General features: G+C 29.8%; 25 protein-coding genes. 18 read left to right on the top strand and 7 right to left on the bottom strand.

Annotated features, from left to right (window positions below):
• Window positions 1-37: 37 nt before the first annotated feature.
• From EDC18_RS00430 to EDC18_RS00450, 5 genes are all read left to right on the top strand, one after another.
• Window positions 38-1,012 (top strand): hypothetical protein, encoded by a 975-nt coding sequence (locus EDC18_RS00430; RefSeq protein ID WP_132249142.1) that lies wholly within the window; start codon window positions 38-40, stop codon window positions 1,010-1,012.
• A 470-nt stretch (window positions 1,013-1,482) separates the two neighbouring features.
• Window positions 1,483-2,148, top strand: coding sequence for a hypothetical protein (locus EDC18_RS00435; RefSeq protein ID WP_132249144.1), 666 nt, complete (start codon window positions 1,483-1,485; stop codon window positions 2,146-2,148).
• Between the two features lie 94 nt (window positions 2,149-2,242).
• A complete protein-coding gene (locus EDC18_RS00440; protein WP_132249146.1) occupies window positions 2,243-2,833 on the top strand; it encodes a hypothetical protein in 591 nt (196 codons plus the stop codon).
• A 201-nt stretch (window positions 2,834-3,034) separates the two neighbouring features.
• On the top strand, window positions 3,035-3,997 hold the full coding sequence (locus tag EDC18_RS00445) for a radical SAM/SPASM domain-containing protein (RefSeq protein ID WP_132249148.1): 963 nt from the start codon (window positions 3,035-3,037) through the stop codon (window positions 3,995-3,997).
• A 114-nt stretch (window positions 3,998-4,111) separates the two neighbouring features.
• Window positions 4,112-5,638: a DNA recombination protein RmuC gene (locus EDC18_RS00450; RefSeq protein ID WP_132249150.1), complete on the top strand. Its 1,527-nt coding sequence runs from the start codon at window positions 4,112-4,114 to the stop codon at window positions 5,636-5,638.
• A gap of 189 nt (window positions 5,639-5,827) precedes the next feature.
• Here EDC18_RS00450 and EDC18_RS00455 read toward each other — a convergent pair whose 3' ends face one another.
• Window positions 5,828-6,250, bottom strand: a complete 423-nt coding sequence (locus EDC18_RS00455; protein ID WP_132249152.1) for a threonine/serine exporter family protein — start codon at window positions 6,248-6,250, stop codon at window positions 5,828-5,830.
• Window positions 6,251-7,024: a threonine/serine exporter family protein gene (locus EDC18_RS00460; RefSeq protein ID WP_132249154.1), complete on the bottom strand. Its 774-nt coding sequence runs from the start codon at window positions 7,022-7,024 to the stop codon at window positions 6,251-6,253.
• A gap of 222 nt (window positions 7,025-7,246) precedes the next feature.
• Between EDC18_RS00460 and glyA the strand changes: the two genes are divergently transcribed.
• Window positions 7,247-8,479 (top strand): serine hydroxymethyltransferase, encoded by a 1,233-nt coding sequence (gene glyA, locus EDC18_RS00465; RefSeq protein WP_132249156.1) that lies wholly within the window; start codon window positions 7,247-7,249, stop codon window positions 8,477-8,479.
• A gap of 48 nt (window positions 8,480-8,527) precedes the next feature.
• On the opposite strand, the gene EDC18_RS00470 is transcribed toward glyA, so the two are convergent.
• Window positions 8,528-9,163 (bottom strand): lactate utilization protein, encoded by a 636-nt coding sequence (locus EDC18_RS00470; protein ID WP_132249158.1) that lies wholly within the window; start codon window positions 9,161-9,163, stop codon window positions 8,528-8,530.
• A gap of 301 nt (window positions 9,164-9,464) precedes the next feature.
• Between EDC18_RS00470 and EDC18_RS00475 the strand changes: the two genes are divergently transcribed.
• Both EDC18_RS00475 and EDC18_RS00480 read left to right on the top strand, forming a co-directional pair.
• Entirely contained in the window at window positions 9,465-10,352 is an 888-nt protein-coding gene (locus EDC18_RS00475; RefSeq protein WP_132249160.1) for a DegV family protein, read from the top strand.
• A 168-nt stretch (window positions 10,353-10,520) separates the two neighbouring features.
• On the top strand, window positions 10,521-11,474 hold the full coding sequence (locus EDC18_RS00480; protein WP_279230890.1) for a calcium/sodium antiporter: 954 nt from the start codon (window positions 10,521-10,523) through the stop codon (window positions 11,472-11,474).
• Window positions 11,475-11,513: 39 nt separating this feature from the next.
• Here the strand turns inward: EDC18_RS00480 and EDC18_RS00485 are convergent, their stop codons facing one another.
• Window positions 11,514-12,167, bottom strand: coding sequence for a hypothetical protein (locus EDC18_RS00485; RefSeq protein WP_132249164.1), 654 nt, complete (start codon window positions 12,165-12,167; stop codon window positions 11,514-11,516).
• Between the two features lie 185 nt (window positions 12,168-12,352).
• On the opposite strand from EDC18_RS00485, the gene EDC18_RS00490 reads away from it, so the two are divergent.
• From EDC18_RS00490 to EDC18_RS00515, 6 genes are all read left to right on the top strand, one after another.
• A complete protein-coding gene (locus EDC18_RS00490; RefSeq protein ID WP_132249166.1) occupies window positions 12,353-12,550 on the top strand; it encodes a hypothetical protein in 198 nt (65 codons plus the stop codon).
• An 11-nt stretch (window positions 12,551-12,561) separates the two neighbouring features.
• Window positions 12,562-13,950 (top strand): LysM peptidoglycan-binding domain-containing protein, encoded by a 1,389-nt coding sequence (locus EDC18_RS00495; protein ID WP_132249168.1) that lies wholly within the window; start codon window positions 12,562-12,564, stop codon window positions 13,948-13,950.
• A 22-nt stretch (window positions 13,951-13,972) separates the two neighbouring features.
• A complete protein-coding gene (locus tag EDC18_RS00500) occupies window positions 13,973-14,683 on the top strand; it encodes a zinc dependent phospholipase C family protein (RefSeq protein WP_132249170.1) in 711 nt (236 codons plus the stop codon).
• 124 nt (window positions 14,684-14,807) lie between these two features.
• On the top strand, window positions 14,808-15,047 hold the full coding sequence (locus EDC18_RS00505) for a hypothetical protein (protein ID WP_132249172.1): 240 nt from the start codon (window positions 14,808-14,810) through the stop codon (window positions 15,045-15,047).
• 28 nt (window positions 15,048-15,075) lie between these two features.
• A complete protein-coding gene (locus EDC18_RS00510) occupies window positions 15,076-15,315 on the top strand; it encodes a hypothetical protein (protein WP_132249174.1) in 240 nt (79 codons plus the stop codon).
• 297 nt (window positions 15,316-15,612) lie between these two features.
• Window positions 15,613-16,308 (top strand): LysM peptidoglycan-binding domain-containing protein, encoded by a 696-nt coding sequence (locus EDC18_RS00515; RefSeq protein ID WP_132249176.1) that lies wholly within the window; start codon window positions 15,613-15,615, stop codon window positions 16,306-16,308.
• Between the two features lie 66 nt (window positions 16,309-16,374).
• On the opposite strand, the gene EDC18_RS00520 is transcribed toward EDC18_RS00515, so the two are convergent.
• Window positions 16,375-16,794 carry a Fur family transcriptional regulator gene (locus EDC18_RS00520; protein ID WP_165878407.1) on the bottom strand — a complete coding sequence of 140 codons (420 nt, stop codon included), beginning with the start codon at window positions 16,792-16,794 and terminating at the stop codon, window positions 16,375-16,377.
• Between the two features lie 173 nt (window positions 16,795-16,967).
• On the opposite strand from EDC18_RS00520, the gene EDC18_RS00525 reads away from it, so the two are divergent.
• Window positions 16,968-17,744, top strand: a complete 777-nt coding sequence (locus EDC18_RS00525; RefSeq protein ID WP_132249180.1) for a rhomboid family intramembrane serine protease — start codon at window positions 16,968-16,970, stop codon at window positions 17,742-17,744.
• A 229-nt stretch (window positions 17,745-17,973) separates the two neighbouring features.
• Window positions 17,974-19,392, top strand: a complete 1,419-nt coding sequence (pyk, locus tag EDC18_RS00530) for a pyruvate kinase (protein ID WP_207669137.1) — start codon at window positions 17,974-17,976, stop codon at window positions 19,390-19,392.
• Between the two features lie 76 nt (window positions 19,393-19,468).
• On the opposite strand, the gene EDC18_RS00535 is transcribed toward pyk, so the two are convergent.
• Window positions 19,469-21,442 carry a methyl-accepting chemotaxis protein gene (locus EDC18_RS00535; protein ID WP_165878408.1) on the bottom strand — a complete coding sequence of 658 codons (1,974 nt, stop codon included), beginning with the start codon at window positions 21,440-21,442 and terminating at the stop codon, window positions 19,469-19,471.
• A gap of 99 nt (window positions 21,443-21,541) precedes the next feature.
• Window positions 21,542-22,222, bottom strand: coding sequence for a Crp/Fnr family transcriptional regulator (locus EDC18_RS00540; protein WP_132249186.1), 681 nt, complete (start codon window positions 22,220-22,222; stop codon window positions 21,542-21,544).
• Between the two features lie 99 nt (window positions 22,223-22,321).
• Here EDC18_RS00540 and EDC18_RS00545 point away from each other — a divergent pair, with 99 nt between their 5' ends.
• Both EDC18_RS00545 and sigI read left to right on the top strand, forming a co-directional pair.
• Window positions 22,322-23,017 (top strand): ATP-binding protein, encoded by a 696-nt coding sequence (locus tag EDC18_RS00545; protein ID WP_132249188.1) that lies wholly within the window; start codon window positions 22,322-22,324, stop codon window positions 23,015-23,017.
• 136 nt (window positions 23,018-23,153) lie between these two features.
• Window positions 23,154-23,837 carry an RNA polymerase sigma-I factor gene (sigI, locus tag EDC18_RS00550; protein ID WP_165878409.1) on the top strand — a complete coding sequence of 228 codons (684 nt, stop codon included), beginning with the start codon at window positions 23,154-23,156 and terminating at the stop codon, window positions 23,835-23,837.
• Window positions 23,838-23,840 lie beyond the last annotated feature (3 nt).

The raw sequence follows: 23,840 nt of genomic DNA on the forward strand, positions 1-23,840 counted from the left end.
TATATTGAAATAAAAAATATTTAAGGGGGAAGTTACCTTGTCTAATTGTAAAATTTGTTTTGATAAAAGCGGTGGAAAAGTTATGGGTAGAGCAGTAGATACTGTTTGTCCTGCATGCAGACCTGAACCAATATCTCCATTAGAAGACGCATGTGTATGCCCACCATTAGGTGAGCCAGAATTATTAACAATCGTAGCTCCAGCAGTATTTGATGAATGTGGTATTAACTTATGTAAAGTAGTAAGTATTCCAAATTGTGTGTTGGCAAATTATCCTTCACTTGCAGCAATAGACGTTGAAATTATTGACATCGACTTTAAAGTTGGTTGTCCAGAAGGCTCTGAAGTGAACTTTATTCCTAGAAGACACAATTGTATTAGAGTAACATTATCTAATATCTGTGTAAGATTCGCAGTAAAATTATTAGATCCAGAGTGTAGAATACTTGATACTTTCTGCTTCAGTACTGAATATTTACCATCTAGTCCAGAAGATCCAGATTTTGATGAAGAAACTAATCCAACTTCTATAACAGTTGACTTATATGCGCCTTATGGTGTTTCTTATATTGATTGTGCTGGAGAATGTTTACCAACTATTAACTTCTTAGGATTTGTAGAAGACAATGAATGTAGAAATAATAGCTTAAGACAGGGACTTAATGTTCAAGGTTTAGCAAAAGTAATTAAAGCTGATTTTGAAGAAGGCTTAGTTGCACTAGGTATTACTTTATATCTAAAAACAGTATACTTCGTTCAATATAAGATTAGACACGCAGGATTATGTGTACCACCAAAATGCGTACCAATCGGGCCAATCATTGATGATGCTTGCTTGAAATTCGTAGAAGGTGACTTATTAGAACAAAGTATTCAACCATTAGAACTTTGTCAAAAACCAAAATCATTCAAAAAATCTTTCCCAGTGGAAGATCCAACACCTTCATTAGAAGCTCCAATAGCTGCTCCTAAAGGACCAGTTTCACCAGTAGGAGATAGAAGACACTGCTAATAATTCTTTTTTTAGAGACGGTAGAGATACCGTCTCTTTTCTACGATACAGCACAGATTGGAAAAATAAGGAATAAATTCATTACTTTAGATGAATTAACCTAACTAAATACTATTAGTTTAAGTAGAGTTAAATGATTAAACTTCAATAATAGTTAAAAGTTGGAAAGTTTATTTTAAAGTGTAAGAAATGTGTAGGTCTAATTGTTATATATATATAAGAGTTTTATGAAGTGAAAAATATTAATATTTTGTAATCTAAAATAAGAAAAACATAATAAGAAATACATAAATTGTAGGAGAGATACTTTTTGAAATTCTTATTAGAATAGCACAGAGTATATTAGTCATTGTATTTGGTTTTTATTATTACTATTCATTGGAACCTAAAATGAATATAAGTAGTATTATGGTTGGAAATTTACAAAGGAACAATACACAGATATAACACTACAAAAGAGGGGATGTATAATGGATATTAACTTAAGTTTTTTAGAGTATATTTTAAGTGAAATTAATAATGTGTATGATCAAAATTCTAAGAAGACAATAAGATTACTTGATTATTCACCATTAGTGCATTCAATTACCGATGACCTTATGGAGAGAAAAGAACATAAAATGTTAGCAATTGTTTTTGAAATGTTTGGATCTCTAGAGCAATCCTTTTTTAGAATTGAAAATCTATCGAAGAAACAAAAAAGTACTTATGCAGATATGGCTCCATATTGGACTTTTGTTTTCATAAATATTAGCAGTATGTATTATTGCTTGAATGGAAACAAACAATATGGATTAAATTTAGCTAGGAATAATTACTTTAACCAATTAGAAAATCTTGATTATCTAAGTAAGAAAGAATACATTAATAGTAAAGTTGCAAATTATTGTAAAAATCTGTATAGACCTTATTATACTGAATTGTTAGGAGATACTTGTCTCTTATTTGATTATAATATGGCTAAAGATTATTATGAAAAAGCAAAACTTCTATTTGTAGAGGTAGATGAAGATGAACAAGCTGGAATGGCCAATGATTATCACTTTTCAGGCGCAACTTATATATTGTATAAGCATCTTAGCTATTGTAACTTTATCAAAGCATTTTTTGATGACTTTAATGGGATAAGCGCATAGAACAGAAAGAAAGATTAGCTAGTAAATTGTATAGTATTTAGTGCAGTAGATCCCTTAAATTATTATAAGGGGCCAGTTAAATTAGGAGGGTGAAATGAATAAGCGTACTATATTTGGCAGTATAGTTATTTTAGTTTTTTTCTTATTGGTAATTTGGTACTATTTAACCCAAGACAAACCAATGTTGATTAGGTCTGATACAATATTAAATTTAAAACGTGAAATGCTAGCATTAAATAGGATGGAAGCTAAAGAAATGGGTATATTAACCAAGTCTACTGTTGAAATTCAAGAAATTAATATTAATTCAACAAAAATTACTATTCAAGGTGAAGTTAAGTATAGTGGTAAAACAGATTTATTTAACCTAGTTGGCGATTTAAAAAAGCAAGATGATCATATTGTGGTTGGAGAATTAAAAGATGAAAAAAATAATTTTATTGTTCTATACAATAGTTTTGTTTTGGGAAAGTTAGATGAATTACCTGTGTATGATTTTGAAAAGAAGTATAATTCGAATACAAATCTGATGTGTTTATATTTACTTAAGAAGGATAGTAATGATTTGACAATTATGGAATGGTATAACCATAATGTTGAAATTGATTTTGAACAAAACTATTTACCAGCAAGCCAAGAAGATACTCAAATGATGTGGATGTTAAAATTACCAATGGACTTATAAATCACTTACAATGGCTTTTAATGATTATGGGTGGTGTTATAATTGGAGGCATACTTAATAAATTAGTAAGATTTTTCTTCAAGAGATATTAAAATAGAAGTATAAACAATAATTGAGTTATCAATAAAAAGAAAATAGTATCAAATCTTTAGATATGGATAGACTCTTAAGTAAACTTTGTTTTATAAGGAGTCTATAAAAATGATAATAAACCCATATGATAACATTCTCGGAAAATCAAAATCCATCTTAGAAAGTAGATATCCAACCGCTTTAGAAAGATATATTATGCCAACGAGTGTTTATTGTTTTGATAGATTATTTATAAGAAAGAACCGTAAAAAAGCGATTGAATACTTAAAACAAAAAGAATTTCCTTTATTTAAAACCATTGAAATAGAAACTATTAATAGGTGTAATGGGACATGTTCTTTTTGCCCAGTAAATAAAAATGCTGATCCAAGACCATTAAAATTAATGGATGAATTATTGTTTATATCCATAATGAAAGAGTTAAGAGGCTTAAATTATTCTGGAAGTATAGGATTATACTCAAACAATGAACCATTATTAGATAAGAGACTTACACACTTCTTGCAGATTGCTAAAAGTTTTGTACCTAATGCTAAATTGTATTTATTTACCAATGGTAGCTTGTTAACCATTGAAAAGTACAAAGAATTGATGAAATACCTTGATTGGATAACCATCGACAACTATAATGATCGTCTAACATTAAATGAAGCAACAAAAAAAGTATATCAATATGCTATTAGTACACCACATAAAGCCAAAACTCATATTTATCTTAGAAAAGAAAATGAAATATTAACCAATCGAAGTGGGCAGGCTAATAATCGAAGTAAAAATAATATTGGTTTAAAATCAGTATGTATGTACCCTTTTGAACAAGCAGTTATTCGTCCTGACGGTAAGATGAGTTTGTGTTGTAATGATGCCACAGGTAAAGTGACTATGGGAGATTTAACTCAACAATCTTTATACGAGATATGGCATAGTAAAATATACAATACCATTCGGTACAATTTATTAGAAGATAGGAAAAAGAATCATTTATGTAACCAATGTGACATAGTAACGGCAAAGTTAGACGTAGGTTCTAATTTCAAAGTGAAAAATATAATTAAAATGTTTAAGGTATAGGTGGTGACATCTATATCTTTTTATTATCCTTTGTAGCAGACTAACTTGTATTAAAAGCGATATATTGATATAATTCAATAACAATCACTATGATAGCAAAAGAGGAGGAAAAAAATGGAACTTATATTATTGAGTATATTAATACTATTAACCCTTATAAACTTAATATTGGTTTATAAAAATTTAACCCAAAATAGCCAATCCAATAATGACCAACAAACCATTTTGTATTTGGATAAAGAATTATCAAGACTAGAAAATTCTTTTAAAAATGAGTTCAATAGAAATAGGGATGAAATACATAGAAATGGCTTAGAAAGCAGAACTGAGTTAAGCAATTCATTAAAGGGGTTTCAAGAGTCTGTTTTACAAAGAATGATGGAAATTGCCAATTTACAAAAAGGACAGCTGGATACTTTCTCTAATCAATTGACCTCACTAACGAGAATGAATGAAGAAAAGCTGGAGAAAATGTCTCAGATTATAGAGGCAAGATTAACCAATGTACAAGAACAGATTAATAATAATGCTAAGGAAAATCGTGAAGAAGTAAGTAAATCTCTAAAATCATTTGAAGAAATATTTACATCGGATATCAATAAATTTAGCGAATTACAGAATCAAAAGTTTAGTGAATTAAGCAACAAGCAAAATGAATTAATCGATAAAACAGAAGCCAAATTAGATAAAATGAGAGAAATTGTTGAAGGTAAATTAACATCTCTACAAGCAGACAACAACAAACAACTTGAAAAAATGCGTGAAACCGTTGATGAAAAACTACATAAAACATTGGAAACAAGATTAGGACAATCCTTTAAAATGGTTAGTGATAAATTAGAACAAGTTCACAAAGGTCTTGGTGAAATGCAAAGTCTTGCCAATGGTGTTGGTGACCTTAAAAAAGTACTGTCGAATGTAAAAACAAAAGGGGTACTTGGAGAATATCAATTAGAAAATATCCTAGAACAAATATTAACACAAGAGCAATATGGAAAAAATGTAAAAACCAAAGAAGGAAGTAATGCCATTGTTGAATTTGCAGTAAAACTGCCAGGAAGACACGATAACAACAAAGCTGTATGGTTACCAATGGACTCAAAATTCCCAACAGAAGCCTATCATCTGTTAATTGATGCTTATGATCAAGGCAATACAGTTTTAATAGAAGAAACAAAAAAACAATTAGCCAATACAATAAAAACATTTGCCAAAGACATAAGGGACAAGTATATAGATCCGCCAAACACAACAGACTTTGGTATTATGTTCTTACCATTTGAAGGGCTATATGCAGAGGTATTAAGATTAGGTTTATTCGAAACATTACAAAGAGAATACAAAATCATAATAACAGGACCAACAACAATATCAGCATTACTAAACAGTTTACAAATGGGCTTTAAAACATTAGCCATAGAAAAACGATCCAGTGAAGTATGGCAAGTACTAGGGGCAGTTAAAGCAGAGTTTAGTAAATTTGGTGAAGTCCTAGAAAAAACTCAAAAGAAACTAAACGAAGCAAGTAGCGTTATAGAAAAAGCAGGCGTAAGAACAAGAGCCATAGAAAGAAAACTAAGAGATGTAGAAGAATTACCACAAGAACAAGCAATGGATTATCTAGAGGATAATATAGTATAAGCAATAAGAAAAAAATGATTTAATTATATATTTTAGAACAGAGAAAAGTAAGATGTAAAAAAGAAAGAGTTTACTTGAGGGCTATATACAGTTTTGGCGTCGACCGGCTGAAAGGAAAGGCAGCCAAAACTGTATATAGCCCTTAAGTAAACGACTGACCCAACGACATAAAAAGAAGATTTGATAAAACTATCTTTTAACAACAATAATCTTATTAAAAGTATCCAACAATATGATTGCAATTGCAATCACCCCAGCAATTTGTAAAGTCTCTAACCCATATTGGGTAGACATTGTAAAATCATCAGTAATGATATAAAAAACAGTTCGATACATCCCAGCACCTGGAACCAAAGGAATAATTCCAGAAATTAAGAAAACCGTTACAGGGGTTTTCTTTTTTTTAGCAAGAATATGTGCAGTAAAAGCAACTGTCAATGCACCAAAAAAAGAAGATACAACAACGGTGAGGGAAAAATTCATACAAATAAAATAAACACCCCATCCAATTGCTCCAGTAATACCACAAGGAATTAAATGTTTTTTAGAGATATTAAAAATAATAGCAAAAAAATAAGTGGCAAAAAAAGCAGAAACAACTTGAACAATCATCTAAAAAACACCTCCCAAAAAGGCAGAAAAAACACTTAACCCGATACCAACGCCAACAGCGATAGAAATAGCTACGATTAATGCTTCCACTGCTCTAGATACCCCAGACACCAAATCACCTTGTATGGTATCACGAATTGCATTTGTAATGGCAACTCCAGGAACAAGGGGCATAATAGAACCAATAATGATAACATCTAAGTTATTCCCTATAGGAATATATTGAACAAATATAATGGTTAAAATGGCTAAAATAAAACTACTAGATAAATCTAAGAAGAATCTAGAAACTTTATATTTTTTTAAGAAAATTTGTATGGAAGCTATTGCAATACCATTGATGACAGAAACAATAAAGTCAAAAAAATGTCCACCAAATACAATGGTAAAAAAACCAGAGGCCAAAGCAACAGCACTAATCATAATCAAATTATTATAGGGCTTGGAAGCTTTAACCATTTGTAGTTGCTCATAAGCAGACTCTAAAGAAATTTGATCTGTACATAGTTTCCTTGAAATATCATTGGTTTCTACTACTTTGCTTAGATTAATCTTTCTGTTACTTACTCTTTTAACAAAAGTAATCATTTCAATACTTGGGTCATCTAAAGTGGAAAAAATACCTGTAGGTGTAACAAATGACTCAATAACCTTAAAATGAGATAAGGATAATATTCTATTAATTGTGTCTTCAACTCGATAGGTTTCAGCACCATTTCTTAACATTAATTCTCCAGCAAGTAATGCTGTATTAAATAGCAACTTATGATTCATAGGACCACCTTATAAATATATTATATATTTTAATCAACTAAAGTCTAAAATTAGTTTATAATAGATATTGTCGTATAAAGTAACAGTATAATTATACTACATTTGGTGAAAAAATACTTAAAGATAATAAAATTACTTTGGTACTTTAGAAAAATAAAGCATTCCAATATTTTTCAAAATATGGTATAATACTTCAAAAAAGCGAACGGAGGACAAGTAATAATGTATAGTTTTGATATTATTAAATCAGCAGATCCAGAAGTAGCAAGCGCTATGGAAAAAGAAATAGGTAGACAAAATAGTCATATAGAATTAATCGCTTCAGAAAACTTTGTAAGTAAAGCGGTTATGGCGGCAATGGGAAGTCCATTAACTAATAAATATGCAGAAGGATACCCAGGAAAAAGATATTATGGTGGATGTGAATTTGTTGATGTCGTTGAAGATTTAGCAATTGAAAGAGCTAAAAAATTATTTGGAGCAGACCATGCTAATGTTCAACCTCATTCAGGTGCTCAAGCTAATATGGGTGTTTTCTTTGCTGTATTAGAGCCAGGAGATACAGTTCTTGGAATGAATTTAGCACATGGTGGTCATTTAACTCACGGTAGTCCTGTTAATATTTCAGGAAAACACTATAATATTATACCTTATGGCGTTAATGATGATGGTTTTATTGATTATGATGAATTAAGAAATAAAGCAGTAGAAAGCAAGCCAAAGCTTATTATAGCAGGAGCGAGTGCTTATCCTAGAAGTATAGATTTTGCTAAGTTTAAAGAGATTGCTGATGAAGTTGGCGCATACTTTATGGTGGATATGGCTCATATTGCAGGTTTGGTTGCAGCAGGTCTTCATCCAAATCCAGTGCCATATGCTGATTTTGTAACAACAACAACTCATAAAACTCTTAGAGGACCAAGAGGTGGAATGATTCTTTGTAAAGAAGAACATGCCAAATTAATTGATAAAGCAATGTTCCCTGGTATACAAGGTGGTCCATTAATGCATGTTATTGCTGCAAAAGCTGTAAGCTTTGGTGAAGCATTAGAGGATTCATTTACAGTATATCAAGAGCAAATCTTAAAAAATGCTAAAGCATTAGCAGAGGGTCTTACAAAAAGAGGATTTAATCTTGTATCAGGTGGTACAGACAATCACTTAATGTTAGTGGATTTACAAAACTTAAATATTACAGGTAAAGTAGCTGAAAAACAATTAGATGAAGTGCGTGTCACTTGTAATAAAAACTCTATACCAAACGACCCACAAAGTCCATTCGTAACAAGTGGTGTTAGACTTGGAACACCTGCTGTAACGGCAAGAGGTATGGTAGAAGAAGATATGGATGTTATTGCAGAAGTGATTCACTTAACATTAACTGACTTTGAAAATAACAAAGAAATAGCAATTAAAAAAGTAGAAGAATTAGTTAGTAAGTATCCGTTATATTAATAAATAAACAAAGGGAAATCATAAAAATGATTTCCCTTTGTTATTGAATTAATAGCCCAATTCTTCTCCAACAAGTATCACATGAATACGATCTTTTTCTCTTGAATATCTAGTCGTTACAACAGCACAACATATACAAGATTCCGTTAAACAGTTTTCGCATTTACCTGTTTTTGAACAGGGGGTATTAATATTTAATCGAATCGTATTTGGAGGTGATGCTATATTATGTACACGTCTAATGGCATCATCCACATTTGTTGTGAGTTTGTTCATACCAACAACTAAAACAACCTTTTTAGGTCCATAGATAAGAGCGGCAACCCTATTGCCGTAGCCATCAATATTGACCAATTGACCATCAAGAGTAATGGCATTAGAACTCATAAAATACACATCAGCATGAAAAGCATCTTTATATACTTTATCTTTTTCTTCTTTGGTCTTAGCCTTATTTTTGCTTAATATATTGTATTTTGCCGTATCGATTTCATCTATTAAACCAATTTCGTTTAAACTCACAGAACCCCCATAAGATATAAGATCACCTTCATTGATAAAACTAAGGGCTTTTTCTAAAGCGTCTTCCTTTGTGTCACAATAACAAGCAGTAATATTTCTCTTTTCAAAATTTCTAATAAGAGTTTTGGATACATTTTGATAATGTAGTTTTTTACCTAACATTATTAATCCACCTTTCTAAAGTAATCTTTTTTCTAGTATATCATTTTTGATGTTTTAAATAAAGAATGCTAAGAGGGCCATATTAGTTTTTACCTGAGGTAGGCATATAATTTATAAACAAGTATTGGATTGTTAGATAGGGATATTGGCTATAATAGTAATATATTGTATTTGTCATAACCTTAATGGCTTTGGAAGTCAGGTATTTTATTTAATGTAAGATTTAGGATAATTTTTCTTTTAAAAAATGTGAGGCTTATGTTATAATTGTATTTGCTTTGTATAAAGGAGGTTTTAAAACATGTCTGATTTCCAAGTAATATCTGACAGTTCTTGTGATATACCTGATGAGATTGTTAAGAAGTACAATATTGAAATAGTACCTTTTTATGTCTCTTTTGATCAGGTAGAATACTATAAAGAGAAGGTAGATATAAGCATCACGGATTTTTATAGTAGATTAACAAGTGAAGAAGTTTTTCCAAAGACATCTTTGCCGTCAGTTCAAGATTATATTAATGTTTTTACAAAATATATAAAAGAGGGCAAAGATATTCTATGTCTTTGCTTATCAGATAAATTCAGTGGTTCTTATCAATCAGCAGTAAATGCAAAAAATATTCTTGAGGAAGAATATGAAAATGCTAAAATTTCAGTTGTTAATTCTATTTTGGCCACAACAGGACAAGGGTTGCTTGTTATAGAGGCTGCAAGGATGAAAGAGGATGGATTATCACTAGAAGAAACTCTAGAAAAAATAGAGATATTAAAAGAAACAGCAAGGGTAATGTTTACAGTGGGTACATTAGAGTATCTTCAAAAAGGTGGCCGTATAGGTAAAGCAAAGGCATTAGCAGGAACAATGCTTAATCTAAAGCCTTTATTGGTTTTAAAAGAAGGCGAACTTTTTCCATACGGTACAATTAGAGGTCGTAAAAAATCTTTAAAGAAAATTATTGAGATGACTAAAGAGTATTTTGAAGAGATTAAAGAAAATTTTAATGAGTATAACTTTGCCGTAACAACAGGTACTTTCTTTGATGAAGCAGTAAAAGTTAAAGAAGAATTGGAAGAAGAATTAGGTGTTAAATTAGACAATCCAATATTTAGTGTTGGTGTTACCATTGGTACCTATACAGGTCCAGATCCAATAGGCATATGTTTTGTTAAAAAGTATGAAAAAATATAATGAATTGAATATATGGGTATGAGTTATTAAATAGCTTATTATTACATATAATAAGACAAGTAGATATACTTTAATATCAAGACTTTTACTACAGACTAGTAAAAGTCTTGTATTGGGTTAGAAGAAATTAACTTTACTAAGAAGAGGTGGATTATCATTAGTCAGTATATTCCTTATTTATTATTTGTAGTTGGTTTTTTTATGATTATTAAAGGCAGTGATTGGTTTGTTGATGCTACAATATGGATTGCAAAAGTCTTAAGGATTCCTAATATTATAATAGGCGCTACTTTGGTTAGTTTATGTACAACTCTGCCTGAAGCTATGGTTTCTACAAGTTCAGCATTAAAGGGAAACCCTGATATCGCTTTTGGTAATGCAATAGGATCCATTGCTTGTAACACAGGACTTATATTAGCAATAACAATTATTCTTACTAGACCTACATTAGGGGATAAGAAAAGAATTTTTGGTCAAGGATTTTTTGTTTTAAGTTTGCTTGGTTTTATAACAGTAACGGGTATGATTACAGGTTATATCTCTTCATTAATAGGAAATCTTTTATTAGTTTTACTAGGTGTTTACATACTATACAATGTTGCTTCATCTTACAAAATGAAGAAAAAGACACCACAACGTGAAGAAAGAGTAGATGTAAATGGAAAATTAATATTGCAAAATGCTTTCTTGTTTATTATTGGCTTGGTACTAACTATATGGGGCGCAAACCTTTTAGTTGAGAATGGAGAAATAATTGCAAAATTATTAGGTATCCCAGATGTAATTGTTGGATTAACGCTTACAGCTTTTGGTACATCATTACCCGAATTAGTTACTGCTATTACAGCAGTGGTAAAAAAAGCACAAGATATATCCATTGGAAATGTATTAGGTGCTAATATCTTAAATATATTATTAGTAATTGGAGTGGCATCAAGCATACTACCTATACCTATGCAACCAGATTGGATATCATTCCACTTGCCTTTTGTAAGTCTTATTGTTGGATTGGTTGTTGTGTATGCTTTAATGAATCAAAAACGGTTTAATAGATGGAACGGTATTGTTATACTGAGTACCTATGCTGTTTATTTATTCTTTACAATTTCAAGCACATTCTAAAAAATAAAACCCACTTTTCAAAGTGGGTTTTATTTTTTTTTAGTAATTATTCATATTCGTTGAACTATTATAAACAGAAGAAGGGATATAAGTGTTTTCTTGATATCTGTTTTGACTCATATTACTTTGTTGATTTTGATAATTTGAGTTGTTGTTTACATATCCATTTTGCATAGAAGAAGCATTGTTATAAACAGAAGAAGGTATATATGGGTTATGGTGAATGTTTTGGTTCATACCACTTTGTTGATTCGGGTAGTTATTGCTGTAACTATTTTGCATACTACTTGAATTACTGTAAACAGAAGGTGGTATATAAGAGTTAGAATGTGTCGTATAACTCATAGTGTTTGGTTGAGGACTATAAGAGTTATTTGTCATACTAGGTTGGATATTTGAATTACTGTTATAAACAGAAGAAGGTATATATGAATTAGTATGATAATTTGACATATTACTTTGTTGAGTTGGATAGCTATTTGGCATAGGGCTATTTGTATTATTATATACAGTAGACGGTATATATGAATTTGTATGATAGTTTTGATTCATAGTGTTCATTGGTGATGAAGTATTGGTGTAAGTGGAAGATGGTATATACCCATTTGAATTATTATATTGGTTTTGATTTTGGTAATTTTGTTGATTATTATTTGTGTAAGTTGATGCTGGAATATATGAGTTTGAATACATTTGTATTTCCTCCTAAAATGATAATTTTTTTTGGGACAATTATATTATTCGTTCTAATTTAGATTTTATACTTGAAGATGATGAATGATAAAAACTGTTATAAATAGATTATAGTGTATTTTTTATTTCTAATAGGTAAAACTACAGTTAGAAATAAAAAAAAATAATAAAGGAATGATAAAGTTATGATTCATAATAATCCAGATTTAAACAATACATTAAAAAACAATAACCAACCTACATCAAAACCGTATATGGGAAACTATACATCAGCAGAGATTGGCAATATGGCAAGAATGGGATTGCTTGGAGGAGAACTTAATAAATCATCCCAAAAACAAGAAATGAAGCTAAATAATGAAGATCCTCAAAAATTCTTTTAGGGAGATGAATTATGGATTGGGTAAGAAATTATTTTGTTCAAGAAAATGAAAAGGGTGAACTTGAATTAATCGTATATTTAAATGAATACGATATTGAATTTGGTTCACTAGAAAATATAAATAAAAATAAGGATATTCTTATTTCTAAAGTCAATGCGTTTGTAGAAGAAAAAGTACCTCATCTTAGGGTGAAATCAGTTAAGGTTGTATTAGGAGGCGTGCTGTTAGCTACAATGCCTTTTGCATCAATACAAAGCATACATGCATCAGCAAATCAAAATAATCAAACCACTCAAACCACCAGCTATCAAGTTAAATCTGGTGATAGTTTATGGAAAATTGCAAATCAATTTAACATAAGCGTAGATAGTATTAGATCCCTTAATAATTTGAACTCAGATACAATACTTGTAAATCAAGTATTAATAATTCCATCAAACAGCGCTCAAAAAAGTACCCATACTGTTGTATCAGGAGATACTTTATGGAGAATTGCTAATAACTATAATACAACAGTCAATGCTATTAAAAATCTTAATAACTTAACTTCAGATACTATTCATCCAGGCCAAGTTTTAATAATTAATCAACAAAATAACAATACTGGTAGTTCAAATACAGCCAATACTTCTTATACTGTAAAAAGTGGGGATACACTTTGGAAAATTGCCAATAATTTTAATACAACGGTAAACGCTATAAAAACAGCTAATAATTTAACCAGTGATGTCATTAGAGTGGGACAAGTTTTATCCATCTCAGGTACACAAAGTAATACAACTACATCTCAAACACCAACAAAACCTTACGTAACATATACAAATCATACTGTAAGAAGTGGAGAGAATTTTTGGAGCATTGCCCTAATGTATAGAATTCCTATGAACGAAGTATTAGAAGCGAATAATATGAATCAGAATTCCCAACTGTCAATAGGACAAGTTCTTAGAATACCGGTACATCATATTCCTGTAAAAGAAGTTGTCAGCAGTAAACATGGAGAACTTTTAGATTGGTGGACAGAAGCACAATATGTTTTTGCAACAAACGATATAGCAACTGTTACAGATTTTCAAACAGGGAGAAGTTTTCAGGTCAAAAGAACGACAGGTGCATTTCACGCAGATTGTGAACCCCTAACAGCTAGGGATACAGAAATTGCAAAATCTATTTGGGGTGGTTTTTCTTGGGCGTCAAGACCAGTAATTGTTAGTGTAAATGGTAGAAATATTGCTGCATCCATGTCTTATATGCCTCATAGTGTTCAATACATTCAAGGAAATAATTTTGATGGGCATTTTGACATACATTTTCTTAATAGTACAAGACATGTAGATAATCAAATCAATCCACAACATCAAAGAGATATAAGAGTTGCGGCAGGACTAGAACAATTATAATATAAAAAGGTAGAGGATTAAAGTGAGAATTATTTTTATAGTGGAAGAGTTATATGGTATATTAACAAACTTTATTTTTAGATGTCTAAATCCATTCAAAAAAATTATGATAAAAACCGAAGCCAAAGTTCATAAATTTAATAACAAACAAGCTGTATTAATTCTTAAAGAGAATGGCTTTACACAAGAATATTATTTGTTTAAGTATTATTTACTGTATATTAATAATGGGTCTTTATGGGCAGACCTAGACTTTAAAAGTTCTAGTCATTTTTATAGTCCATTTATAAATAAAGGCTTATTTGGGCAACCAAATTCAAGAAGAACAGCTAATAAATATTATGACAAGGCGAAAAAAGCCTGGAAGAAACAAAACTTTGAAAAGGCAATGTTTTATTTAGGAGCATGTACCCATATCATTCAAGATTTAACGGTTCCACAACATGTGGTTGTTAAATTACTTGATGATCATAGACCTTATGAAAACTATGTTAAATTTACCTATAAAAATGTTGCTGAGTATAAAACCATAAAAGAGCCAATTATTCTAAGCAATGTAGACAACTATTTGAACTTTAATGCATTAAAAGCAATTAAATCTTATAAAAAATACAGACACTTAGGAAAAAGAAGTAAGTTTCATATGTGGTCAATTCATAATTTGCCTTTGGCCCAGAGAACAACAGCAGGATGTTTTATAACATTTCTTGAGGATGTAGGGTACTATAACTGATTTTTAGTGATTTGAAAAACAAGTTGTCATATTTGCCAATACCCATAATATAAATATAATAAGTAAAAATATGAGCTAAGAAGATATATATCTTTATTAGCTCAAATTTATAATGGGGTATAATATGTTAGATTATAATGAAGATATTAAAGTCTCGTTTCAGCGAGTTAAAAGGTATTGGCAATTATTTGATATGAGCTCTTCTTTTGGTGATAATATGTTTATCCTAAGAACCATTGAAGGGGAGTTAAAGGAGCTTTATGAAAAAATGCTATCCTATAATGCTCATATTGAATGCAATAAAATGACCCAAGAAAATGAAATGTTAAATGTCAATGAAATTGAAGGCTGTAGTTCAAGATAATAATAAAAATATAATAGGGGGATATGTGGTGATGGAAGATAATTTGTTTGAAAAGATTTTTGAAGGGGTAGCATCTTTATGTGAAAGACAGGGGATTAAAAAATTAAAAAAAATAGAGTTAATAGTTAATAAAGATAGTAATATAACAGAAAGTAAATTAAGAGAAGATTTGAATATAAAACTTCCTACATACGTAAACAAAAAAACAAAAGTGATTTTAAATACAGATGATATAGGTGTTAGAGCTATTATTAAAAATGTAGAGTAAAATGTTGAACATATATAGAACTATCAAATAGGGTAGTTCTTTTTTTATGTATAGGAAATAACTATTTCCTATACATAAAAAAGTTAATTAAAAGCTTCATTCCTAAGAACTAAGGTGACTTAGATAAGTAATTAATAAATGTTTTTAGTTTGATGGAGTTACTTTGTTCTATGATAAAAAATTATAAGTATTTTTAAAGGGTAGAAATTTTTCCAAAGTTTGATGTACACAGGTACAAATTCGTATATTTTTTATATTATATATATAAGGAAGGTAAAGAAATAGGGGGAGTTGAAGTTGGAAATAGCAAGAGGTTGCCCAATTGGAGCAATGCCATATACGATTAAAGAAGGAGATTCTTTATATACTATTGCCCAAGAACATAACACTACAATCGATATCTTGTTAAGAATTAACCATGGATTAGAGGAAGATTTCATACCAGCAGGCGTTACCATCTGTGTGCCTATGGATATAGAAATATGTCCTGGTGAGTTATATGAAGTTCAAGAAGGCGATCGATTGTATGAGATTGCAGAGAGATACAACCTTAGGGTTATTGATATAATTAGAAACAATCCATTTATTGATGTTTATAATTTAATGATAGGAACAAGACTTTGCATTCCAATACCTACACAAGATTGTCAAGAGGGTGATAGAATATACATTTATCAAGAAGGAGATACAATTACGACTATTTTAGAGAAATTCGATTTAAGTTTTCAAGAATTTTATAGAGCCAATGAGCATTTGGACTTGCCAAGGCTTACAATGGGAGATAGGATTTGTATTCCTGATAAGAAAGGATTTAATGTATCAAGAAGTGGAAAAGAATATATCATTGGTATGGGTGAAGATATCTATGGTTTGTCTTCAAGATTTAGAGTTAGTGTAGGAGAATTGCTAATAGATAATCCAAAATTTAGTCCGTCAGATTTTATAAGTGGCAGAGTAATAAGTTTGCCAGTAAGAGCTAGAGAGGTATTTTAATCTCTACAGATGGAAAACATACAGTTTATTAAACTGTATGTTTTTTTTATTGAAATATATAAAAAGTTAGTTGCATTGTTTACAATAGCCATAAAGTTCAAGTTTATGATCAGTCAATGTAAAAGACTTGCTTTCTGAAAGATTTTCTAAGATTTTAATTGGACAGTAATCTATCACTTCCATTTTCCCACACCCTTTACAGATAAGGTGATGGTGATGATTTTCAATACATTTAAGTTTATAATGTGCAGTACCGTCATCAGAAATAACTTTATGAACTAAATCAAATTCATTCAGTAGTTCTAGATTTCTATAGATGGTCGTTATATTCGTATTTTTTTTATGCTTTATACATTCTAAGTTTATACCTTGAGCTGTAAGCAAATTATCTTTTTGCTCTAGTAAGACAGTAAGTATTGTTTTTCTTTGGGGGGTTGTTTTGTAACCTTTTTTCTTAAGAAGTATTAATAGTTGGTCTAAGTCCATATCGATACTCACTCCTATTATTGATAGAATAATAATATCAAATTCATAATTCAGGTGCAAGGGAATTATTCTGTAGGTCATGTTGGTTGACTTATACCCTTTAATAAGGTAAAATTCATAGTGAACTAGTGGTGTGGACTCCAGTGAAATTAATAAAGAGATAGGAGTTTTATATGAAATTATTAAATAAATTAGAGAGAAAATTTGGTAAGTATGCAATACATAACTTAATGTTCTATATTGTTATACTGAATATAATAGGGTTTATTCTTATTTACCTTGATCCAAGAAATATTGTAAAATTATATTTAATACCAGAGATGTTTTTTGCAGGGGAATATTGGAGAGTTTTTACTTTTCTAATGATTCCGCCAACAGATAGCATTATTTTCTTTGCATTTGTATTGTATTTTTACTACCTAATAGGTAATACTTTAGAGTCCAATTGGGGTACCTTTAAATTTAATGCTTATTATTTTATTGGCGTATTAGGAACAATTACTGCAGCTTTAGTATTTAAGTATCCAATGACGACGGTATATTTGAATTTATCTTTATTTCTTGCATTTGCAAAACTTTTTCCAGACTTTACAATTAACCTGTATTTTATTTTACCAATTAAGATAAAATATTTAGCTTGGATTCAATGGGGATTTTTCATATATACACTGATAATGGGTAATAATATAGAGAGAATAGCTATTACAGTAGCTTTAGTAAATTATTTTCTCTTCTTTGGTAAAGAATACTTTAGCAAGCAAAAAGCTTATTCTAGAAAACAAAGTTTTCAAAAGAAAGCTCAACCAAGTAAACACACAATTCATAAATGTACAACTTGTGGAAAAACGGAAAAGGATGACCCTAATTTAGAATTTAGATACTGTTCTAAATGCAATGGTCATTATGAATATTGTTCTGAACATTTATTTTCGCACAATCATAAAAACTGATTAAATAAATTATATTGAGAAGTTTACTGTAAGTTCCAACAAATTAAATGTAAAAACATACAAAAAAATATAAAATTTAACAAAAAATAAATTGATTAATTGTGCAAAGTTAATTATAATCTAATAAGGCTGGAGTTTAATTTTTTAGGTAAACTCTTTAATAATGTTTTCTATACCATAATAATGGAAAAGCTATAAATTATAAGATAAAAATACAATGGAGGATTATATGAAAAAGACTAAAATAATATGTACGATTGGACCTGCTAGTGAAAAAGAAGAGGTTCTAGTTAAATTAATGGAAAACGGAATGGATATTGCTAGGTTGAATTTTTCTCATGGTGATTATGAAGAGCATTTAAACCGTATCAATATTATTAAAAAATTAAGAAAAGAGACTGGAATTCCAACAGCTATTCTTTTAGATACAAAAGGACCAGAAATTCGTACTGGTGAATTTGAAGGTGGAGAAGCTGTTTTAAAAGCAGGTGAAGAATTTGTTATCACAACAAAAGAAGTTGTAGGAAATGACAAATTAGCTTATGTAACTTATGAAAACATCACTAAGGATGTAAAACCAGGAAATACAATCTTAATTGATGATGGTATTATTGTACTTACTGTTAAAGAAGTAAAAGAAACAGAAGTAATTTGTGTTATTAAAAGCGGTGGAGAAGTAGCTAACAGAAGAGGGGTTAATATACCTAATGTAAATATTAGTTTGCCTCCAATCACTGAAAAAGATAAAAACGATATTATCTTTGGTATTAAAAATGATATTGATTTTATTGCAGCATCATTTGTAAGAACAGCAGGAGCGGTAAGAGAAATTAAACAAATATTAAAAGATCACAATGCAGAGCATATTCAAATAATCGCTAAAATTGAAAACCAAGAAGGGTTAGATAATTTAGATGCTATTATAGAAGAAGCTGATGCTATAATGGTTGCTAGAGGAGATTTAGGTGTTGAAATTCCAACAGAACAAATCCCTAGAGTACAAAAAATGATGATTGAAAAATGTAATGAAGCGTGTAAACCAGTAATTACAGCAACACATATGCTTGATTCTATGATTAGAAATTCAATTCCTACAAGAGCAGAGGTTACTGATGTTGCTAATGCTATTTATGATGGAACAGATGCAATTATGTTATCAGGAGAAACAGCTAAAGGTAACTATCCATTAGAAACTTTACAAACTATGGTTAGAATTGCTGAAGCTACAGAAGAAACTTTAGATTATTCTTTAATGTTAAAAATTAGAAAAATGGCAAGAACTGAAAATATTGCTAATGCAGTGAGTTTTTCATCTTGTGCAACAGCTTTAAATCTTGATGCAAAAGCTATTGTAAGTGCTACTTTCTCTGGATTTACTGCAAGAATGGTATCAAAATTTAGACCAAAAGCACCAATTATTGGTGTATCACCATTGGAAACAGTTCAAAGAAAAATGCAATTATACTGGGGTGTAGTGCCAGTTGTTGTAAATGAAGTAGATTCAATTGATAAAATAATTGATTTAGCTGTAGAAGAAATAAAAGTACGTAAATATGTAAACCAAGATGATCTAGTTGTTATAACGGCAGGTGTTCCAGCAGCAACGCCTGGAGTAACAAATATGATGAGAGTAGAAAAAGTTAAATAATAGATAAAAATTAGTTAAGGTAGGCATGTAATTATTATATGCCTACCTTTTTTAACGTGTATTTAGTTATTTAGTTTTAGTTATAACTTAAGAAACATATGTCTTTGGTCGTTTCTGCATCAAGGTTAAACTGGTCTGTTAAGGTCTTAAGATACATTGTTAGATTCACTAAATTTTGATTGGCTTTAATCATACTATCAATGATACAGGTTTGATCTTCAGTAGTTGCTGCAACTTCTTGAGCACATGATGCATTTTCTTCTGCAATGCTAGATAAGTTTGTCATTATACAAGAAATTTCATTTTTCATACTATCCATTTCCATACCTATAGAGTTAATTGTTTTTACAATTGATTCAGCTTCTTTTATTACACTAGCTATATGTTGGTACTTTTTTTCAGATTCAGAGACAGAGTCTATTTGATGCTGAATGACTTTAGTAGATGCTTGTATTGATTTAACGACTTCTTTTGAATTTAATTGTAATTCGGTAATAACCTTATTTATATCATTTGCTGATTTTGAAGATTGTTCTGCTAACTTTCTTATCTCATCAGCTACAACAGCAAAGCCTTTGCCATGCTCCCCAGCCCTAGCTGCTTCAATAGCTGCATTTAGAGCTAATAAGTTGGTCTCTTCAGATATATTGTTAATTAATATACTGGCCTCATTAATTCTATTTGCACTTTTATCAGTTGCATACACGAGTTTGGATATTTTATCAAATAATGCATTTGTTGATTCAGTGTTTTTGTATAATAAGGACATGGTACTTAAACCATCTTGTATCTCAGAATTAATAGAAGTAAAAGAGTCATTTAATTCATCTAAATAATCATGCTGAGAATCAATATTATTGCCTAGTAGGTTGGTTTTGTCTTTTCCTAAAATAATTAACTCAGCTTGTTCTATAGAGCTATGAGAAATTTGATTAATAGAATGATTAATATCAGTTAAGGCAGTTATATAGTTTTCAGTGGAAGATTTCAATTGATGCGTATCATCAGAAACTTCTTGAGTCGTTTCCTTAACTTTACCAATAATTAAAGAGATATTTTTCGTAATTTCATTAAATATATTGCTTAATAAGCCTAGTTCATCTCTTCTGTTTGTTAAATGTGAATCTAGAGTTAAATTAATATTACCTTTTGATACAGGCGCTACCTTAGTAGCAATTAATCTAATGGGGCGAGTTAAGTAATTGCTTATGATGAGTGTAAAAACAATGGATATTATTAGAACAAGAGTTGAAACAATAACAAGTAGAAATATTAAATGTTTTAAAGAATATAAAACATCCTTGGAATCAAATATCATACCAAAGTACCAGTTATTATAATTTAATGGATTAAAATTTATATAATATGAATTATTGTCATTGTTTTTTACTATTGGCTCAGTGCTACTTATAGATAACAGTTCATTATAAAAACTTTGGTCTAAAATAGTATTTCCTTCAGTTATAATAGAATTAGGGGTTATAATAAAAGGCAGAGAAGAACTGTCTGAGGTATCAAATGTCATCATATCATAATATTTTGATAATGTATTAAAAACTACAAGATAACCCATAATATTATTCCGTCTTTCGATAGGAACAATGTAAGTAATAACTGTTTCACCTGTAAGGGTATCAATAAATGGTTCAGAAATAACAACCCCTTCAAAAAGAGCATTTTGGTAAAACAACTCACCTATAAAACTAATTCTATCGTCACTATTGTTGTATTTTCCATAATGGTCTCTGCCTATATAACCAATTCTTAAATAATTATCTAGATTAACTGCATTTTCAAAACTTTTTAGCTTGGCTTCTAGCCTGTCAGTTATGTTTAATTCTTTTGCAATGGTGTTAAGTGTTGTTAAGTCATTATTGATTTTTTCATTTATTAAATTAGATGTTTGTCTTGTAAAAATTTCTAAAGCGTTAAGTTCATTTTTTATTAACAATTCTCTTGTTGTAAAAATTACGATACTGCTTAAAGCGCCAATAGAAAAAATTATTAATAATGAATATGCTAATATCATTCTGCCACGTATGCTTTTCATTTTCATTAACTCCTTTTTGTCATATTAAACCAAATTATTACATTATTTGATTTAATGATTATTAAGAAGAAGTTAATTTGATGTAAATTTTCTTTAATATTATTTAAATAATTCATCTTCTAATGCATCTAAATTCATAAGACGTATGGTAGATTTATCAAAATCTATTAAACCATCATCTTTCATTTTTACAAGTTCTCTTGATAAAGAAGGTCGTGGAATACCTAAAAGTTCCGCCCATTCGCTTCGTGTTATTTTTATATTTAGATAAATATTTTTCTGATTTTTGTAAGTGTTAAACAAAAAATGAATAATTTTTTGGCGTATAGACTTAAAGGATAAATTTGTAATTTTTTGGTTTAGCAATAAAATTCTATCTGAGAAGGCTTGAAGTAAATTTTTATAAATTTTCGGGTAGTAATCACACATAGCAATAAATTTGTTTTTCTCAAATAGTAAGACGGTGCAATCAGATGCTGCTATTACAGTGGACGGGTATATGCTATGATTTGAAAAAAGGATAACTTCACCAAAAATATCGCCTTCTTCTAATGTTGTAACAGAAACTGTACGCCCACTGGGGTAAATTTTACTTATGCTTATGGATCCTTTTATAATTAAACCTAGTTGAGTGCAAGGTGTAGATTCAAAAGCAATGATTTCTTCAGCTGAATAGTGTTTTACTTCATATTTTGAAATTTTTAAAGCATCAACCAAAATCGTAGCATCTAAGTCTTCGAATAGAATAAAGTTTTTTAAATTAGTAATAAGTTCTTGCATATTATCGCTCCTTTGGTAACCGCTGTTACAGACTAATCAACTCTATTCTAATATAATATGGTTAACAGGTCAAATAATGTTTTGAAAGGGGAAGATAGAATGTTTGCAAAAGTGATTCAAATAGATGAAGACAAATGTATCGGATGTGGATTATGTGCAAATGCATGTCATCAAAGTGCCATACAGGTAATTGATGGTAAAGCAAAATTAGTTAATGAATCTCATTGTGATGGGTTAGGGATGTGCTTACCACAATGTCCTACAGATGCTTTGCAATTGGTTGATAGAGAAATTGAAGAAAAGGAGCCTAAAAAAATGAAAAAAGAAATGGGTCACGGAGGGGGATGTCCAGGGACAAGATCCTCTGTAATAAATAGAGAAAAAGCAGTAGAAATAAAAGAAGATAAAGTGGAGGAAGTTAAAGAATTGGTTTCCCAATTAAATCAATGGCCAGTTCAAATTCATTTAATAAGTCCAAATGCACCTTACCTTGAAGATGCTGATTTATTGATAGCTGCTGATTGTACCGCTTATGCCTATGCAAATATACACAATGAATTTATAAAAGGTAGAATAACTCTTATAGGTTGTCCGAAATTAGATGACAATGATGCTTATAAAGAAAAGTTTAAAAACATCTTAAAATCAAACAATATTAGAAGTATTACTGTTTTAAGAATGGAAGTACCTTGTTGTGGCGGTATCGTCTCCTCCGTAAAAGGTGCTATGTTAGAAAGCGAAACAATTGTTCAATACAATGAAGTTATAATAGGTGTTGATGGTAGTAAAAGATAAATAATAAGAAAAAATTGGATGTTCATTAGTAATATAAAGTACTAGTGAACATCTTTTTTTGTTGTTATAATATTTACGTACCTTATTTTTTAGAACATGGTTATCGTATATCTATAACGGATTTGAGGTGATGACATTGTATAACCAAGAGTTTCTGGAAAGAATTGAAGAATCTAAAAAAAATGAATTAGAATTAAATAAATTATTAATGGAGTATAAGCCTTTTATTAAAAAAGTCTTGTCAAAAGTGGTTGGAAGATATATTGATGAAAGTGATGATTTATTTTCTGTAGGATTACTTGCATTTAAAGATGCGGTTATGGACTATAAACATGATAAAGGAAAGTTTATTCATTACGCCCAATTGGTAGTTAAGTCTAGAAGTATAGATTATTTACGAAAAGAAAATAGGGTATATGACAAAGAGGTCTATGATCTAGAAGAATCAGACAAAGAAAAAATTCATTCAGATAATGCAATAAAAAGGTTCAATAGTGATCAAACAAATGAATTAAGAAAATTAGAAATACTTGAGTTTACCAATGAACTGATAGCATTTGGTATAGAATTTAATGATTTGGTAAAAGCATCACCCAAACAAAGAAAAACAAGAGATGTTTATTATTTAATGGCAGAATTTATTGCCCAAGATATAGATTTATTAGATGAAGTAAAAAGGAATAAAAGAATTCCAATAAAAGAATTAGAAGATAACTTTAAGATAAATAGAAAAAAAATAGAACGTGGTAGAAAATATATTATAGCATTAGTCATTATTTTAATAGGTGAATTTAATTTAATTAGAGAGTATATAAAGTGAGGT

This window comes from Natranaerovirga pectinivora (assembly GCF_004342165.1).
In the GTDB taxonomy this organism is placed as follows: domain Bacteria; phylum Bacillota; class Clostridia; order Lachnospirales; family DSM-24629; genus Natranaerovirga; species Natranaerovirga pectinivora.